General features: G+C 69.2%; 12 protein-coding genes. 6 read left to right on the top strand and 6 right to left on the bottom strand.

The window, feature by feature from the left end; translation table 11 throughout:
- Nucleotides 1-5: 5 nt before the first annotated feature.
- The gene (locus RBS60_RS03105; protein WP_307956062.1) at nucleotides 6-1,919 is read left to right on the top strand and encodes a substrate-binding domain-containing protein; all 1,914 of its coding nucleotides are present in this window, start codon (nucleotides 6-8) and stop codon (nucleotides 1,917-1,919) included.
- Between the two features lie 104 nt (nucleotides 1,920-2,023).
- Here RBS60_RS03105 and RBS60_RS03100 read toward each other — a convergent pair whose 3' ends face one another.
- The gene (locus tag RBS60_RS03100) at nucleotides 2,024-3,028 is read right to left on the bottom strand and encodes a DUF6454 family protein (protein ID WP_307956061.1); all 1,005 of its coding nucleotides are present in this window, start codon (nucleotides 3,026-3,028) and stop codon (nucleotides 2,024-2,026) included.
- Nucleotides 3,029-3,202: 174 nt separating this feature from the next.
- Between RBS60_RS03100 and RBS60_RS03095 the strand changes: the two genes are divergently transcribed.
- The gene (locus RBS60_RS03095) at nucleotides 3,203-4,492 is read left to right on the top strand and encodes a hypothetical protein (RefSeq protein WP_307956060.1); all 1,290 of its coding nucleotides are present in this window, start codon (nucleotides 3,203-3,205) and stop codon (nucleotides 4,490-4,492) included.
- A 1-nt stretch (nucleotide 4,493) separates the two neighbouring features.
- Here the strand turns inward: RBS60_RS03095 and RBS60_RS03090 are convergent, their stop codons facing one another.
- From RBS60_RS03090 to RBS60_RS03070, 5 genes are all read right to left on the bottom strand, one after another.
- The gene (locus RBS60_RS03090; protein ID WP_307956059.1) at nucleotides 4,494-5,693 is read right to left on the bottom strand and encodes a toxic anion resistance protein; all 1,200 of its coding nucleotides are present in this window, start codon (nucleotides 5,691-5,693) and stop codon (nucleotides 4,494-4,496) included.
- A gap of 64 nt (nucleotides 5,694-5,757) precedes the next feature.
- On the bottom strand, nucleotides 5,758-6,339 hold the full coding sequence (locus RBS60_RS03085; RefSeq protein ID WP_307956058.1) for a TerD family protein: 582 nt from the start codon (nucleotides 6,337-6,339) through the stop codon (nucleotides 5,758-5,760).
- Nucleotides 6,340-6,388: 49 nt separating this feature from the next.
- Nucleotides 6,389-6,970 (bottom strand): TerD family protein, encoded by a 582-nt coding sequence (locus tag RBS60_RS03080; RefSeq protein WP_307956057.1) that lies wholly within the window; start codon nucleotides 6,968-6,970, stop codon nucleotides 6,389-6,391.
- A 42-nt stretch (nucleotides 6,971-7,012) separates the two neighbouring features.
- On the bottom strand, nucleotides 7,013-7,618 hold the full coding sequence (locus tag RBS60_RS03075; RefSeq protein WP_307956056.1) for a TerD family protein: 606 nt from the start codon (nucleotides 7,616-7,618) through the stop codon (nucleotides 7,013-7,015).
- A 63-nt stretch (nucleotides 7,619-7,681) separates the two neighbouring features.
- Nucleotides 7,682-8,791 carry a DUF475 domain-containing protein gene (locus tag RBS60_RS03070; protein WP_307956055.1) on the bottom strand — a complete coding sequence of 370 codons (1,110 nt, stop codon included), beginning with the start codon at nucleotides 8,789-8,791 and terminating at the stop codon, nucleotides 7,682-7,684.
- 419 nt (nucleotides 8,792-9,210) lie between these two features.
- Between RBS60_RS03070 and RBS60_RS03065 the strand changes: the two genes are divergently transcribed.
- The 4 genes from RBS60_RS03065 (at nucleotide 9,211) to RBS60_RS03050 (ending at nucleotide 16,331) form a co-directional block, all read left to right on the top strand.
- The gene (locus RBS60_RS03065; protein WP_307956054.1) at nucleotides 9,211-10,089 is read left to right on the top strand and encodes a hypothetical protein; all 879 of its coding nucleotides are present in this window, start codon (nucleotides 9,211-9,213) and stop codon (nucleotides 10,087-10,089) included.
- 372 nt (nucleotides 10,090-10,461) lie between these two features.
- Nucleotides 10,462-11,949 (top strand): DUF3375 family protein, encoded by a 1,488-nt coding sequence (locus RBS60_RS03060; RefSeq protein ID WP_307956386.1) that lies wholly within the window; start codon nucleotides 10,462-10,464, stop codon nucleotides 11,947-11,949.
- Complete coding sequence (locus RBS60_RS03055) at nucleotides 11,950-12,807, top strand: DUF4194 domain-containing protein (protein WP_307956053.1); 858 nt, start codon at nucleotides 11,950-11,952, stop codon at nucleotides 12,805-12,807. It abuts the gene before it with no gap.
- Nucleotides 12,804-16,331, top strand: coding sequence for an ATP-binding protein (locus RBS60_RS03050; protein ID WP_307956052.1), 3,528 nt, complete (start codon nucleotides 12,804-12,806; stop codon nucleotides 16,329-16,331). The genes RBS60_RS03055 and RBS60_RS03050 overlap by 4 nt, the downstream gene beginning before the upstream one ends.
- Nucleotides 16,332-16,475 lie beyond the last annotated feature (144 nt).

Genomic DNA, 16,475 nt, shown 5'->3' with positions numbered 1-16,475 from the left:
GGGCCATGGGCAGACGAAGTACTTCCCCTTCAAGCCGTCGCGCCTCCCGTCGACGCCGCGCAACCCGTCCCTGGGGACGCCTCACGATCATCGGGGGCACGGTCGCAGCCCTGGTCCTCGCAGGATTCCTGTGGGCGCCCTCGCTCTACAATTCGCTGACCGTCAACCGCATTCCGAAGGCAACGACGGCCAAGCTCACACCGACGCAGCCCGCAGCAGCCCTCGTGGGGGACACCTTTCCGAGCGCCCCGGGCGCCGCCCCGTGCACCCGGCTCAACGTGCTCGCCTCGCCCGAGAACGCGGGAATGGTCCGCGCCGTCGCGGACGCCTACCAGGGAGCCAAGCGGAACGCAGGCGGGCGTTGCGTGGACGTCAAGGTTGCGGCCCGCAAGTCCGGTCTGGCCGCCGACGACGCCGCGCGCGGCTTCGCCGCGACGCCCGCCGACCAGCAGCCCGCCGTGTGGATCCCGGATGCCTCGGTCTGGCTCGCCACCGCCCGGTCCGCCAAGGGGCAGGGCTCCTCGATCGTCCCCGAATCCGGCATGAGCGTTGCCTCGACCGCCGTCACGGTCGCGATGCCGCCCGAGATGGCCGCCGCACTCGGCTGGGACGCGAAGCCGCCCACGTGGGCGGACGTCTACAAGGTTGCCTCCGACCCGCGCAGCTGGGAGCGTGCTGGCAAGCCCGAATGGGGCTACTTCCGCATCGCCAAGGCCAACCCGACCATGGCAAGTTCCGGCCTCTTCGCCCTCGCGACCGCCTACTCGGCTGCGGCCGGGCACAGCGGCATGCTCACGACGGCGGACCTCGCCTCGAGCTTCGTGACCTCCCAGGTGCGGCTCGGGGAAAGCGCGACGAGCAGCTACCTCACCACTCCGGCGCACTTCCTGAACTCGATCCGTGACGCGGCGGACACCAAGGCGGCATCCGGCACCCTCTCCGCCGTCATCACCGACGAGAAGTCCGTGTGGGAGTACAACCGCGGGATCACGAGCCCCGACGGCACAACCCTTGCCAATGGTGCCCCGCCCAAAGTCCAGCTCACCCCGTACTACCCGTCCGACGGCGTCTTCGCGGCCGACTCGCCGGCCGTCGTGCTCTCCGCGACGTGGGTCGGTGACGCCCAGCGGGCAGCAGGCGAGGACTTTGTCCGGTTCGCGCGGACCACAGAGGGCCAGACCGCGGTGCGCGCCTCCGGGTTCCGGGACATCCGCGGTGAGGCGGACCTCGCGGTGGCCGACGCCGGTCACTTCGGGACCGCGTCAACGATCCTCGAGACGCCCTCGGCCGAGCTCGTCACCGGACTGCAGAAGGGCTTCGCCGCGGTGCGCAAGCCCGCACGGGTGCTGTTTGCCGTGGACGTCTCCGGTTCGATGCGAGACGAGATCCAGCCAGGGGTCACGAAGATCCAGGCGGCGAAGAATGCGGTCGACGGCGCTCTGGCCCTCTTCGGGTACGACGACCAAGTCGGGATCGAGGGCTTCTCCAACAAGGACGGCGGCGCGCTCGAGCCCGGCGTCGTGCAGCAGCTCGCGAGCGTCAAGGCGCAGCGGGAGTCAATCTCCGCCAAGGTGCACGGGCTGTCCCCGATCGCCTACACACCGCTCTATGAGGCCGTGGGGCTCGCCGTGGACACGGTGGGCGCCGGCTACCGCTCGGACGCGCTCAACTCCGTGATCCTCCTCAGCGACGGCACCAACGACACGGCACGGCCGGGCACGCTCGAGGACACGATCGCGAAGCTGTCTGCCCAGTCGGCGACGGGCAAGAAGATCAAGGTCTTCACCCTCGCCTACGGGGCTCAGGCGGACACCGAGGCGCTCCAGAAGATCGCGGCCTCCTCGGGCGGTCAGTACTTCGACGCGACCGACCCGACGCGGATCCAGGACGTGCTCAAGGACCTCGCCAGCAGCCTCTGAGCCATCGTGCGCCCATTACCATCAGACAGGAATGGGCTGGTGCGCCGGTTTTCCGGACGCACCAGCCCACTCGGGCGGTGCCGCATCGTGCGGCCAACCGCTGCCTAGTGTGTTGGGCTGACAGTGGCCTCGTAGGTGAGGATCTCCGTGCCGTTGCCCTCGTCACCGTTGTCAGGCGCGACCTTGAGCGTGAGGTGGTCGCCGTCCGCGGTCATCTTGAAGGGATTGCGCGTTGCGACATGGCCGGCAGTGGACCACTTCTGGAACGGGACCTCGCGGATCACGCTTTGGGACGTCAAGTCGATCATCGCCATCCCGCCCAACTCGTAGGTTGCGCTGCTTCCCCCAGCGGCCGGGGTCTGGGGAAGGTTCGTCACGCCCCCGCACAGCATCTTGGAGTTCGGCACGTACTGGCAGTCCTGGTAGTCGATGAAGAAGTTCGGGTTGTCCCACGTGGCCAACTGCTTGCCCTGGAGGTTCCATTCGGCGAAGCGGCGCGAGCCCCAGGTATTGCCCACAAGGTGGCCCGTCTGCAGATCCCTGACGATGCCGCCGAAATGGTCGGGGACCTCGAACTGCTTCTGCACGTCCAGGGTTCCAGCGTCGACGCGGTAGATGATCGCGCTGCTGTTGGGCCGGTACTGCGCCACGGGAACCCACACGTTGGTCCCGTCGAAGTCGATCCCACCCGGGTGGTACATATCCCCCTCCCCGAGGGTGATGTCCTTCTGGAGGCTGCCATTCCGGTCCATGACGAAGAGGTGGCCCACTCCCTTGCCGGGGGTGCGGTCGAAGCCGTTCTGCGGGGTCGGGTACTTCACGGTCGGCTCGATGATCTGGACGGCCGAGAGGAAGATGTGGTCCGGGCTGAAGGCGATCCCCTCGGTGTGGTACGTGGGAAAATTCAGCTTCTGCTTGCTGGTAAGCTGCCAGCTCGTGCTTCGGCTCACAGCATCGAAGTCGGTGGCGAGGGTCGTCGTGACGTCGTGGTGGTCGATGTTCCCTGACGGCTGGCCGGCCGCTTGTGCGGCAACGGCGCCCCCTGCCGTGAGAGCGATGAATGCAGCCATTCCGGCCGCGATGATCTTGCGCTGACGTGTCCTACTCATGAGGAGCCTCCGTAGACGGGGTTCGCAAGGGGCCGACAGTGCCGGCCCATGAGCATGTCCTAGCATTCACGCGTGAACGCTGGACGAACGTGCTATGAACGCACAGCGCGCCCGCAGCACGCACGGGGGAAGTGAGGCGGCGCCGTCATACGTCAGAGAGCGTACGCTCGTGTCATGCCGAAGAGCCGCACGCGCAAGCCGAAGAACACCCGCCCGCGCACCGCGACGCCGCTGGGCGAGTACGAGCGCCGGCGCCGGAGTGTCGACCTCATGGTCGACCGGCTTACCCCCGACTACATCGCATGGGCGTCCCAGGGCGAGGATGACCTCTCCGCCTTCGCCACGGGCCAGCTGCTCGTGGTGAAGATGTTCGTCACGATCGTCTCGAGCCTCGGCAAGGGAGCCCCGACCCTGCGCCTCGACCCTGATCAGGTGGCCGGTTTCCTGCCGCCGTTCCTCGACGACGTGGCGGCCTCCGCGGATCCGGAGGACGCGGCCGTCGACGACCAGAGGTACGTGGTGGGCACGCTCGTGGACTGGCTCAGCTTCCTCGAGGAGACCGGCCGGTGGGAGGGGACCGCCGACGAACTCGAAGCCGTGGCGGAGGTCCTCGACACCGAGGCGGAGAAGCTCGGCGGGATTGTGGACGCGAGCCCCCGAGACGGTCTTCCTGAGGCGACAGAGGAGGAGGCCGCCGAGTTCGCCGCAAGCGCGCCGTTCGTGCAGCACGCCCGCGCGCTCCTCGGCTGGCTCGGCGCCGGACGCGAGACGACTCCGGACGCCACGCTGTCCGAGGACTCATTGGCCACCGCGGCCGAGATCGTGGGCTCCCCCGACCGGGCCCGTCGACTGTGGGAGGCCATGGTCAACGCCGAACTCGTGGACGTCACAGGCGGGTCAGCGCGGCCCGGCGAGGGCGCCGCCGATCTGGGGAACAGCGATGGGCTGGGGCAGCTCGAGGCGCAGTTCCTCGGGACCGAGATCGTGGTGGCCGCATGCACCGACGGCACACCGGGCACGCTCGAGGGCGAGACCGCCGCGGTCCTCACGACGATCCTGACCGCCGCGGTCCACCAGGAGCCCTTCCCCCTCGACGACGTCGTTTCCCTGGGTGCCGACCCCAGCGGCCTCAACGTGCACGGGGATGATCTGGGCGTGGAGGAAGAGCTCGGCCCCGACGCATCCCAGCAGCTCAAGGGGCTCGCCGAGGGGCTCCTCACGGAGATCCGGGAGCTCGAGGCCCTGGGACTGCTCACCACGGCTGACGGCATGGTCAGCGTCCCGGTCGCCGCCCTCGACGCCGTCTATGACGCGGTCGTGGACTACGAGGGCGGCGAGGCCGACGACGAGGACGAGCAGCCGCTCGACTACGCCGCGCTCGACGAGGACGGCGGGGAGGCCGCCGACGACGCTGCGCTCGAGCTGGCCGACCACCCCGAGGACGCCGGGGAGCCGGAGGCCTGACTCAGGCGTTCCCCTCCTGCCGGCGCACGCGCTCGATGTACGGGCGCGACCTCTCGAGCCCCGACTCGAGCGCCTGGACCGTGCTTTCCATGTTCTTGGCAGCCTGGGAACGGAACGTGTCGATCGCGTCCATCGTCTGGTAGATGTTCGCGAAGGCCTTCTCAAGCGTCTGGACCGAGACGCCCGAGCTGGACGCCTGCTGGTGGATGCGCGTGGTCTGGTCCTTCAGCATCTCCGAGGTTCGCAGGATCATGTTGTTCGTCGTCGTGTTGATCGCGTCGATCTGGTCGAGCACGAGCTTCTGGTTGGCGAGCGCCTGCGCGACGATCACCGCCGTGCGGAGGGCGCTGATCGTCGTCGTGCGGGCGCGGTCCACGCCCTTGATGAGCTCGGTGTTGTTCTTCCGGATCAGGTCGATCGCGAGGTAGCCCTGCACTGACACGGCCAGCTGCGTGAGGATGTCCTGACGGCGCTGGCGCACGGGGAACAGGACATCCGACTCGAGGTGCTGCGCGTGCTCGGTCTGACCGTTGCGGCGGACTTCCTCGATCTTCTCGACCGTGGCCTTGTCCAGTTCCTGGGCGAAGACGGCGTACTCGGAGAGCTGCTTCATGACCTCCCAGAGGTTCGTCTTCTCCTCGGCGAGCGACGCGTTGTCCTTCATGAGGGCGTCCTGGCCGGACATGAGGGCCTTGATGATCTTGTCCAGCTGCGTCTGGGCCGACTCGTAGCGCTGGAAGTAGCGCGCGAGCTTGTTGCCGCCCGGGACGAAGCCGAGGATCTTCCGGCCCGCGCCCAGCTCCTGGTTCGGAGTGAGGTCCTCGACGGTGGTGCGCAGCTCGCCGAGGGTCGAGGCGACGTACATCTGGGCACTGTTGCCCGACTTCTTCGCGCTCGCGCGCGACGTGTTCGAGTGGTCGAGCATGCGGTTGGAGGCGTCCGAGGAGGCGACCATCTCCCTGCCCGCGAAGCGGTTGAGGCCCTCGACCTTCTGCTGGAAATCGGGGCTCCGCGAGTCCATCGCCGCGATCTCCGCCACGAAGGCCTTGGCCTGGCTCGCGATCTCGGACTGGCGCTCGCTGCCGACCGGGACCATCCCTGCGGCTTCCTCCTCCTTCACCACGGGCGCGGAGTCGGGTGCCTGGAGGACGAGGGCGTCCTGGGACTCGGTGGGGTCTGGTGGGGTCAGGGAGATGGACATCGCGAAGGCTCCTACAGGTGGAGGGTGGGCCGGATATGGGGCGGGTACTGCCGCGGGGACGTCGTCAGCCGAGGTTCACGCCGAAGTCGGTGGCGACGCCGGCCAGACCGCTCGCGTAGCCCTGGCCGACTGCCTTGAACTTCCACTCGCCCGCGTTCCGGTAGAGCTCTGCGAAGATCATGCACGTCTCGGCGGCGGCATCCTCCGAGAGGTCATAGCGAACCACCTCGGCGTTCGAGGCCTCGTTGACGATGCGGCAGTAGGCGGAGCGGACCATGCCGAAGTTCTGCCGGCGGGCCTCGGCCTGATCGATGCTGACGACCACGACGATGCGCTCGATGTCGGCCGGCACGTTGACGAGGTGGACCTTGATCTGCTCGTCGTCGCCCTCGCCCTCGCCCGTGCGATTGTCGCCCATGTGCTCCACCGAGCCGTCGGCCGACTGCTTCTGGTTGTAGAAGATGAAGTCCGCGTCGGAGCGGACCTTGCCGTTGGCACCCAGAAGCAGGGCCGAGGCGTCCAGATCGAAGGCGTCGCCCGTCGTCGTGCGCGGGTCCCATCCGAGGCCCACGATCGCGTTGGCCAGACCCGGGTCGGTCTTGGTGAGGGAGAGATTGCCGCCCTTGGAAAGGGTCAGTCCTGCCATGTCATGCTCCTTCGGGATTGAGGTCTGGGTCCTGCCTGTGCCGCGGCGGTCAGTCGAGGACGATGCCGTAGTCGGTGGCGACGCCGTGGAGGCCGGACGCGTAGCCCTGGCCCACCGCGCGGAACTTCCACTCGTTCCCGTGGCGGTAGATCTCCGCGAAGATCATGCACGTCTCGCTCGCGGCGTCCTCGGTGAGGTCGTAGCGCACGACCTCCTGCGCGGTGGAGTCGTTCACCACGCGGCAGAACGCCCCGCGGACCATGCCGAAGTTCTGGTGGCGCGCCTCGGCCTGGTCGATCGAGACGACGATCACGACCTTCTCGATCTCGGGCGCGATCTTCGTGAGATCGATGAGGATCTGCTCGTCGTCGCCCTCGCCCTCGCCGGTGCGGTTGTCGCCCTGGTGGACTACCGAGCCGTCCTTGGACTCGAGCTGGTTGTAGAAGATGAAATCGTCGTTGCTGCGGACCCTTCCGCGTGCCGAGACGAGCAGGGCGCTCGCGTCGAGATCGAACATCTCGCCCGCCGTCGTGCGTGGATCCCAGCCGAGGCCGACCATGGCCCGAGTGAGGCCCGGATCCGCCTTGGTGAGGGAGAGGTTGCTGCCCTTGCTGAGGGTGAGGCTTGACACGATGCTCCTTGCTGCGGGTGAGATTGTTCGAACGTCAGGTCGCTATTGGGCCAGGACGGCCGTTGCGGGGGCCACGAGATCGCCGACCGTGCGGCCGTTGGCCGGCTGGCCGATGGCTGTGAACTTCCAGCCTGCACCCTCGCGGGAGAGCTTGGCCATGATCATGGCCGTGTACGGGCCCTGGTCGGTCAGCGTGTAGCGGGCCACTTCCGGGCTGCCGCCTGCGGAATCGTCGATGACGCGGCAGAACGCGTTCTTGATCTGGTTGAACGTCTGCTGCGAGTAGCTCGTGATGACGAAGACGATGTGCTGTACGGCTCCGTTCACGCTCGGCAGGTTGACCATGATGGTCTCGTCGTCGCCGTCCCCCGCGCCGGTCAGGTTGTCCCCGGTGTGCCGGATCGACCCGTCCTTGCTCGTGAGCTGGTTGAAGAACACGGTGTCGAGGGCCTGGCCGCCTGCGTTGTACAGGATGGCCGAGGCATCCAGGTCGATCTCCGTGGCGCCCCCGCCGAAGAGGCCGCCCAGGAAGCCCTTGCGGGGCTGCTCGACGGCGTCCCAGCCGAGGCCCAGGCGGACCTGGGCCATGCTCGAGCCGTCCTTCTTGGTCAGGGAGAGTCCCTGGCCCTTCTGCAAGCTCAGTCCCACAGTGTGCTCCTTACGTTCGTCTCTACAGGGTGCGGTTGATACGGTGCGGTTGGTCGGGCCCGATTACGTGGTGTGTGCGGGCTCGGGCTCTGATGCCCTTTGCTTGTTCCTCCGGATCGAGGCCAGGAAGGCGGCGCCGATGAACAGCACGCCTATCAGGCCGGTGACGATCTCGCTGACCTCCACGCCGATCGTGATGAGGAGGATGACGGCGAGCGCGCCGATGGCCCAGTGGGCGCCGTGGTCGAGGTACTCGAACTCGTCGAGCGTGCCCTGGCGGACGAGGTACACGGTGAGCGAGCGGACGAACATCGCGCCGATGAGGCCGAGGCCGAGGGCGATGATGATCGGATCGGACGTGATCGCGAAGGCGCCGATGACGCCGTCGAACGAGAACGACGCGTCGATGACCTCGAGGTAGAGGAACAGCATGAACGCGGCCTTCCCCGCGACCAAGACTGCCTTGCCGGGACCCTTGCCATGCGTGCCGCCCGCCATCGCGGGAATGTCGTCTGCATCGATCTCGCCGCTCACGTCGGTGTCGAAGAGCTCCCCGAGGCCTTGGACGAGGAAGTAGGTGACCATGCCGAAGATTCCGGACATAAGCACCGGGCCCTGAAGCTCTGAGCCGCTGAGCAGGCCGATGAGGGCGAGGGCGAACAAGCCGACCACGAGCGAGGCGCCGTTCATCCTGCCGACTTTGGCCAGCGGGATCTCGAACCAGTGCAGCCACTTGATCTCGCGCTCCTCGAAGAAGAAGTCGAGGAAGATCATGAGCAGGAAGATGCCGCCGAAGGCAGCGATCTGCGGGTGGGCGTGGTGGAGCACGTACGCGTACGTGCCCGGCTCGTTGATGGGGCCCTTGGCGAGGGCGAGCTGGACGGCCTCGACGGGGTTGAGCTTGGCGGTGAGCCCCACGATCAGGAGTGGGAAGAGCACGCGCATGCCGAACACGGCGATGACGATGCCCACGGTGAGGAACATCTTCTGCCAGAAGGGGTTCATCCGCTCGAGGATGCGGGCGTTCACGACCGCGTTGTCAAAGCTCAGGCTCACCTCGAGGACGCCGAGGACGAGCGCGAGGAAGAGGGCCTGCGGGCCCCCGTAGAGGAAGGCCGCAACGAGCGCGACGGCGCTCACCCCGAACGACCATCCGAAGGTTCTTACAAACACGTGGGGCGCAGAGCTCCTCGTTCAGGCCCGGGGTGCCGGGCGGCAAATCTGTAGGCTGCGCAGCCCGAGGAGCGGTTCCCCCCGAGACCAGCCACGGTCATTATGTCGTGGTGGCCCGACAGTTCTGAACCCCGGCGGGCCGAAGCAGCCTCTGGGACTTCAACGGGGGAGCGGCGGGGAGGGTTCCCTGGCTGTGTTCCCATCGGAGAACCGCTTGTCCTCCGCAGCGACTCCTGGACGGTGGCTCCTGGACCTCGCGTACGACGGCGCGTTGTCCACATGCGCCCGTCTTCACCTTTCGCCCCGGTCGATTCGCGCGCGAGCCTAGACCCATGTCCTTCCCGCTGCCGCACCCTGGACCTTGGCTCGCGAGCGATATTGCAGCCCGCCTTGGATCCAGTCGGGCCCCGGCTCGGCTTGTGTCATCCGGCGCTCTCCTGCGCATTTCCTATGGCGCGTACTACGAGGCGAAGGCATGGGAGTGCCTCTCCGAGGAAGACCAGCACCTTGCCGTCCTCGCGGCGCACTACCCCTATCACTCGCGGCGCGGGAGGCCTGGATTCCTTTACTCCCACCTGAGCGCCGCCCGCGCATACGGCATCGATCTCTGGAATCCGGATGCCCTTGTTCATGTCATGGCCCCAACTGCCGTGGCCCGAGGGCGGCGGCGTGAGGATGTCGTCATCCATCGAGGGGAGGTGCCGCCAGAGCAGCGCGGATTCGTCGGAGGCCTCCCGGTGACGTCCCTCGAACGGACGATCGTGGACTCGGCCCGTGTGCTTCGTCCGGGGCAGGCCCAGATCGTCGTGGACCACGGGCTTCGCCTTGGCGCCGAGCCGGACGTCCTGCGCGAGCTGGTGGAGACGGCTTCGGGACGACGAGGCGTGCTCACGGCGCGCCGGGCGCTGGACCTGGGCTCCGGCCTGAGCGAGTCGGCAGCAGAGAGCCTTCTCAACTACCTTCTTGCCGGTATGCCGTTCCCCAGGCCCCAGCAGCAGATTCGGGTCGAGACCCGGTATGGCAGGCATCGGGTCGATGCAGGGTGGCCAGCCGTCCGCCGTGGCATCGAAATGGACGGCAGGAACAAGTACTTCGACTTCGCGCCGACCGACGACGTCATCTTCCGCGAGCGCCAACGCGAGAAGGCCCTCATGGAGGACGGCTGGCTCTTCCTCCGGCTCGAGTGGCGGGATCTCTTCCAGCCGACCGTGCTCGAGGCACGCATCACGAAACTCATCGCCTCGGCCGGACCCGAAGGGGAGGCGATGCTTCGGCGCGCTCAGGCGGGTGCAGCCTGATGGGGACGAGCATCGGTGAAGTGGCTGTTCTCTTTCCGCGTGGCCGTTCTCGACGGGTCGAGAACGGCCATCTCAGAAGAGAACAGCCATCCCGGACTAGCGCTCGAGCTGGTGCGGTCGAGGACGTCGCTAGACTGGGTAGCCGTGCCAGAAGCGACCCCAGAGCCCGACGTCCCCGTGATCGGTGCGCGCCCGGGGCACATCGCGTTAGCGACCGCGACGCCGTCCGCCCGAGCATCGGTCCCAGAGCCCGACGTCCCCGTGATCGGTGCGCGCCCGGGGCACACCGCGTTTGCCGCCGCGACGCCGTCCGCCCGAGCACCCCGGACTCCCGGCAGGCGGCCCGCTGCGGCGGGGACCCCGTCGTCGTCCATGGCAACCCGGCTCGCGGACCTGGAGGCTCTCCACCGCGGACCTGCGTGGGCTCTCACCCGGTCGGCGCCCTGGACGATCGCCGCGCTGCAGATCGCGTTCACGCGCAACAGGCCCCAAGTGGAGCTCGAGACGTTCCATGAGGAGCTCGACACCTTCCTCAGCGACCTCAGGACGCACGACGCCGCGCTGGGCGCCGCCCCGACGGCCGGCACCGCGGGCGGACGCGCCGTCGCGGATGACTGGACGCGCCGTCGTTTCCTCGCCCGCAGGTCCCAGGGTGGGCGGATTGTGTACGAGCTCACCGAGGCTGCGGCGCGCGTGCTCGCGTTCCTCGACTCCCTCTCGTCGGAGCGCTCCACGCTCACCGGGTCGCGGCTGGGCACCCTCCTCAACGACGTCGAGAAGCTCGCGCGCGAGACCAACCCGGACACGACCGCGCGCATCGAGTCGCTCGAGGCGGAGATCGAGGAGCGGCTCGAGCTGGTGCGGGCCCTGCGCGCCGGGGAGCAGAGCGGCGGCCTCGACGACGACACCGCGCTCGAGGCCGCGGAGAACATCCTGGACCTCGCGGGCGGGGTGCCCGCGGACTTCAAACGCATGCGGGACCGCATCGAGGACTCGGTGGGCCAGCTGCGGAACCAGATCATCGAGGAGTCCCTCACCAAGGGGGCCACCATGGCCCAGGTCCTCGAGGCTGACAGGCGGCTGCGCGATTCGAGCGAAGGCCGGACGTTCCGCTCGTTCACGGCCTTCCTGGACGACCCCGAGCAGCAGCTGCGCTTCCGCGCCGCGATCTCGGAGGTGCTCGCGCGCGATTTCGCGGACGGCCTCGACCACGAGGAGCGCGAGACGCTCCGCAGCCTCGTTGCCGAGCTGCGCGAGGCCAACGCCCAGATCCAGCGCATCTACGGCAAGCTCTCGGAGAGCCTCAACACCTACGTCCAGAGCGACGACTACCGCCAGTCCGTTCGACTCCGGGACGCCATACGTCACGCCGAGCAGGCCGTGCGCCGGCTGCCGTACGCCCGCGAGGAGTCCGGGTTCGCGCCCGCGCCGGAGCTGTTCGGCGCCGAGTTCGAGTCGCTGTGCATGGTCAAGCTGTTCGACCCCGATGAGCTCGCTCCGCCGCCACGGCTTGCCGAGCCGCTCAGTTTTGGCCGCGAGGAGCGGGCCCGCTCGGCGCGCACCGCGAAGGCGCGGGCAGCGACGCTCCGGGAGGCGGTCGCCGTCGCTCTCGAGGCCGGCGACGGTCATGCCGCGCTCTCCGACATCTGGCATCAGATGCCTGCCGAAGAACAGCACATCAACTCGATCCGCGCGCTGCTCGGGCATCTCCTCCAGTCGGGCGTGTCCTTTGACCGTGCCTCGTGGGCACTGCTGGATTTCGAGCAGGTGGACGGGACGCGCCGTCGTGCGTTCGTCCCCAACGCGACGGTGACCCGCCAACCGCGCGACACCCGCCCTCCCCGCGAGCAGGAGAACTAGATGCACCCCACCGAGGTCACCCCTAGCGGCACCGAAGTCACCCCGTCTGACGCCGAGGTCACCCCCGGTGCCGCGCTGTACGACGGCGACACCGGCATCCTCCCGCTCAGAGTTCGCCAAGTCCTCGTCCGCCTCCTCAAGGGCCCCTACCTCGACGGCGGCCGCGACGAGAAGGCCTGGACCACGCTCCTGGACCACCAGGACGTGCTCCGCTCGCGCCTGTCCGAGCTGTTCCTCCGGCTGGCGGTCGACCGCGAGCGGAAGATCGCCGTCCTGCGTCCCGTCGACCCCGAGCTGCTAGGGACGGCATCCCGCGCCACGGTCCTGCGCCAGCAGCGCGCCCTGAGCCGGGTCGAGACCATCCTCCTGCTCCGCCTTCGCCTCCTCCTGGACCGGCATTCCACCGCCCAGACCGAGCCGACGGTCACGCTCGAGGAGCTCGCGGACGTCGTCGCCCACTATCAGCCCGCAGAGCAGCAGGACGCGCTCCGCGACGCCGATACCGTGAACCGCGCCGTCGCCAAGCTCCAGGCCCGGCGCCTCCTCATCCCCACCGCCCTCGACGATGTCTACCTCATCTCCAACGCCCTCCCGCTCGCGCTCCCGTTCGAGAACATCGGCGACGTGACGCGTCATCTCGAGGCGGTCGCTGCCGCCGGGCCGGTGCGGGATGGCAGCCTCGCGCACGACGCCGGCCAGCTCGCCTTGGAGGTCGACGGCGCCGACGACGTGGACGGGTCGGACGACCTCGAAGCCCCCGATCTCGAGGGCACAGGGGGTGACCTCGGGCTCACCGGGGGTGACGTCGGGCTCACTGGGGGTGACCTCGGCGACGAGGAGCAGGAGGCCTCCCTGTGAGCGTCGCGGCCATGCTCCCGCTCGGCACGGACATCAACCCGGGCCAGTACCGCCTTGCCCTCGTTCAGGTGGTCAACTGGGGCACGTTCCACGGTGCCCACACGATGCACGTGGACCGCGCGGGCACGATGCTCACGGGAAACTCGGGCGTGGGCAAGTCGACGCTGTTCGACGCGATCGCCCGGGTCTTCGACGCCCGCCCCCGCTCGAACGAGGCGGCCGCGGCGCGCACGGGCCACAGCGAGGACCGCCGCACCACGTACACGTACATGCGCGGCAAGGTCGGCGACGTTGCCGTCGGCGAGGGCCAGGCGAGCGCCTTCCAGCGGCCCGGGGCAACCTGGAGCGCCATCGCCCTCACCTATAGCAACGCCGCGGGTACCTCGTACACGCTCACGGCCCTCTTCGACCTGCCCAAGAACGGCACGGAGTCGAGTCTGGGCCGGTTCTACCTCATCGACTCGGTCCCGCTCGACATCGCGGCGGTCGAGGGCATCACCGGCACCGGACACAGCAGGCGCTTCACACGGTCCGCGCTCGAGGACCTCTTCCCCGATGCCCAGGTCTTCGATGTCCACAAGAACTTCGCCGAGCGCTTCCGCCGGCTTCTGGGCATCTCAAGCGACCAGGCCCTCCCGCTCCTGCGTGTCATCCAGGCCGGCAAGGGCCTGGGCGGCAGCGTCAACAGCTTCTTCCGCGACCAGGTCCTCGACCCGCCGGCCACGCTCGCGGCCGCAGACGAGGTGGTCGAGGAGTTCGGAAACCTCGTCTCGATCCGGCAGCGGCTCGAGGACGTGCGGCTCCAGCGCGACCAGCTCGCCCCGGTCCCGCAGCTCAACCAGGAGTACGAGGCCGCCCTTTCGGAGGCCGCACGGCTCCGGGAACTCGCCGACGAGCCGTTCGACGCCGTCCGGCAGTCCCACGCCGTCGCCGTCCAGGAACGCCTCATCACCGGCATCCGCCAGCGCGCGGAGGCCAAGGCCAAGGAGCTCTCCGCGGAGCGCCACCGCCGCGATGCGCTCGCGACCGAACTGCGTTCCCTCGAGGCCGAGTACAACAGCGCCGGCGGCAACCAGATCTCCACCCTCGAGCAGGCCCGCGACAACGCGACGATGGGCCTGCACCTGCGCCGCGAGATCGAAGCGGCGGCGAAGGCGGGGATGCACGACGCCGGCCTCGACGTCCCGTTCTCGGCCGAAGGGTGGGCGGCTGCCCACCTGCAGGCCGCCGAGGCCCTCGCACGGCTCGAGGGCGATGCGGACGCGCTCCGGGAGGCCCGCTTCGATGCCTTTGAGGCACATGCGACCGCGAAGCGCGAGCTCGCCCGGGCCCGCGAGGAGCTCGTCGCGATGTCCCAGAGCAAGAGCCTCCTGCCCCAGAACGCCGTTGAGAACCGCGCAGCCATCGCCGAGGCGCTCGGCGTTGCCGAGGACGAGATGCCGTTCGGCGGTGAGCTCATCGACCTGGCCGAGGAGGCGGAGTGCTGGCGGCCGGCCGCAGAGCGGGCGCTGCGCTCGCTGGCCACGACCCTGCTTGTGCCCGGCGAACACTTCGCGGCGGTGACCCGCTGGCTCGATGCGAACCCGGTGCGGGGCGCCGTGCGCGCCGTCGACCTCTCCTCCCGTGTCCCGGGCGCCGGGCCCGCGCTCAAAGCAGTGGGGGAGCGGGACCTCTTGGCCAAGCTCGACATCCTCGATTCCGGTGAGCATGCCGACGCCGGCCGCTACGTCCGCGAGCGCATCGCCGTGGACTTCGCCTACGTGTGCGTCGAGGACCCGGAAGAGCTTGCGGGCCTCGAACGTGGCCTGAGCCTCGGCGGCGTGGTCAAGCGCGGCCGCGGCACGGTCGAGAAGGACGACCGCTTCGCGGCGCGCGGGGACTACGTCCTCGGGTTCGACAACGCCTCCAAGGTCGAGTTCCTCGCCGCGCGCATCCTCGACCTCGAGTCCTCGCTCACGGCCGCCGCCGAGGCAGCGCAGGCGAGCGAGGACTCGCACCAGGGCCTGTCGCGCCGGCTCGAGGCCCTGGGCCGCGTGGCCCGGGACGAGCGTGCCTGGGACGAGGTCTCCTCGAGCGCAGCTGAGGAGGAGCTGCGCCGCATTGGCGCCCGACTCGAGGACGCGCTCGCGGCCCAGAGCGACCTCGAGCCGCTGCGCGCCAAGGTCGAAGAGGCGCGCGCCGAGCATCAGGCCTCCACCGAAGGCGCCGCGGTGCTCCAGAGCGAGTACCGCCAGCTCGACGCCCAGCTCTCGACCGCCGATCGCCTCCTCGAGGCCGCCCGGACCCGCCTCGCCGATGCGCCTCCGTCGGCCGCCGCGGCCGGGACGCTGAGCCCGCTGTTCGCTGAGTTCGGCGAGCCCGAGGACCAGCACGACCTGGAGCGGATCGCGGCCGAGGTGCACGCGCGGCTCGGCGCCCGCGTCCATGCGGCCGAGAGCCGCGCCCAGGCCGCCGCGGAGCGGCTCACGCGTATCTTCGAGCAGTTCCAGCGGGACTGGGGCTCGGCCGTCTCGGCGGACCACGGGACGGCGATCGGCGCGGCGAGCGCGTTCGAGGCACGCTACCGCCAGATCGTCTCCGAGGGTCTGCCCGCACAGGAGGCCCAGTTCCGCGAATTCTTCGCCCAGCGCACGCACGAGTCGTTCTCGACCCTCCTGCACCTGCTCGACGAGGAGCGCCGCGGCATCGCGGCCCGCATCCTGCCGCTCAACTCGATCCTCGCGGGCGTGGACTTCCACGACGGCTCGTTCCTCGAGCTCGACATCAGGCAGACCGTCCCCGCGTCCGCGAAGCAGTTCAAGGACGCGATCGTCTCCGCGCTCAAAGCGCGCCACGCGCCGTCGTCCGCAGGTGCCTCTGCGGGTGCCTCTGGGGGCGCGGCCAGTACCGCGCACGACGCCGCGGGCTCGCCTCGCACTGCCGGCGAGAGTTCGCAGGACGCGGACCAGCTCACCGTCCGGTACAAGACGCTCGAGGCGCTCGTGAAGCGGCTCTCGTCCCAGACGCCCGAGGACCGGCGCTGGCGGTCCGACGTCCTGGACACGCGCACGCACGTGTTCATCTCGTGCAAGGAGCACCGGGTGTCGCGAGACGCCGGGAACGGCAACCCCGAGGGCCCGCGGGACGAGGTGTTCGTGCACGCGGACACTGGCTCGATGTCCGGCGGCGAGCGGCAGCGGTTCACGGCCTTCATCATGGCCGCCGCGCTGAGCTACCAGCTCGGGATCGCGGAACACGGGTTCACGGGCTACGGGACGGTCATGATGGACGAGGCATTCGTCCTCGCGTCCGAGGAGTTCGCCGGCCAGGGCATCGCGGCGCTGCACGAGTTCGGCTTCCAGCTCCTGCTCGCGGCCCCGGAGAACGTCATCGACCTTTCGCGGTACCTCGGGTCGGTGACCGAGATCCTGCGGGACAAGCGGACCAACCGTTCGGGCCTCATCGAGGGGCCGCCCGCCGGGACAGCCTCCAGTCCGGGGGATCCGGCGTCGCAGGCGAACCCCGTGGACATCGTGCTGCGCTGACGGGCCGCGCTGACGGGCCGCCCGGCGGGACCCCCCGGCGGGGCTGGCCGGGCCCCGCGCGCGCCCCGGGCCCGGAGACCCCTCACCAAGGGCCCGTCGGGGCAACGTCCAGCAAGCTCGGAGACTGGCTCGCTACGGTGGGCC

The sequence above is a fragment of the Sinomonas sp. ASV486 genome (assembly GCF_030908215.1).
GTDB classification, from domain to species: Bacteria; Actinomycetota; Actinomycetes; order Actinomycetales; family Micrococcaceae; genus Sinomonas; species Sinomonas puerhi.
The sequence above is the reverse complement of the archived record's forward strand: the minus strand, read 5'-3'. Positions and strand labels throughout refer to the sequence as shown.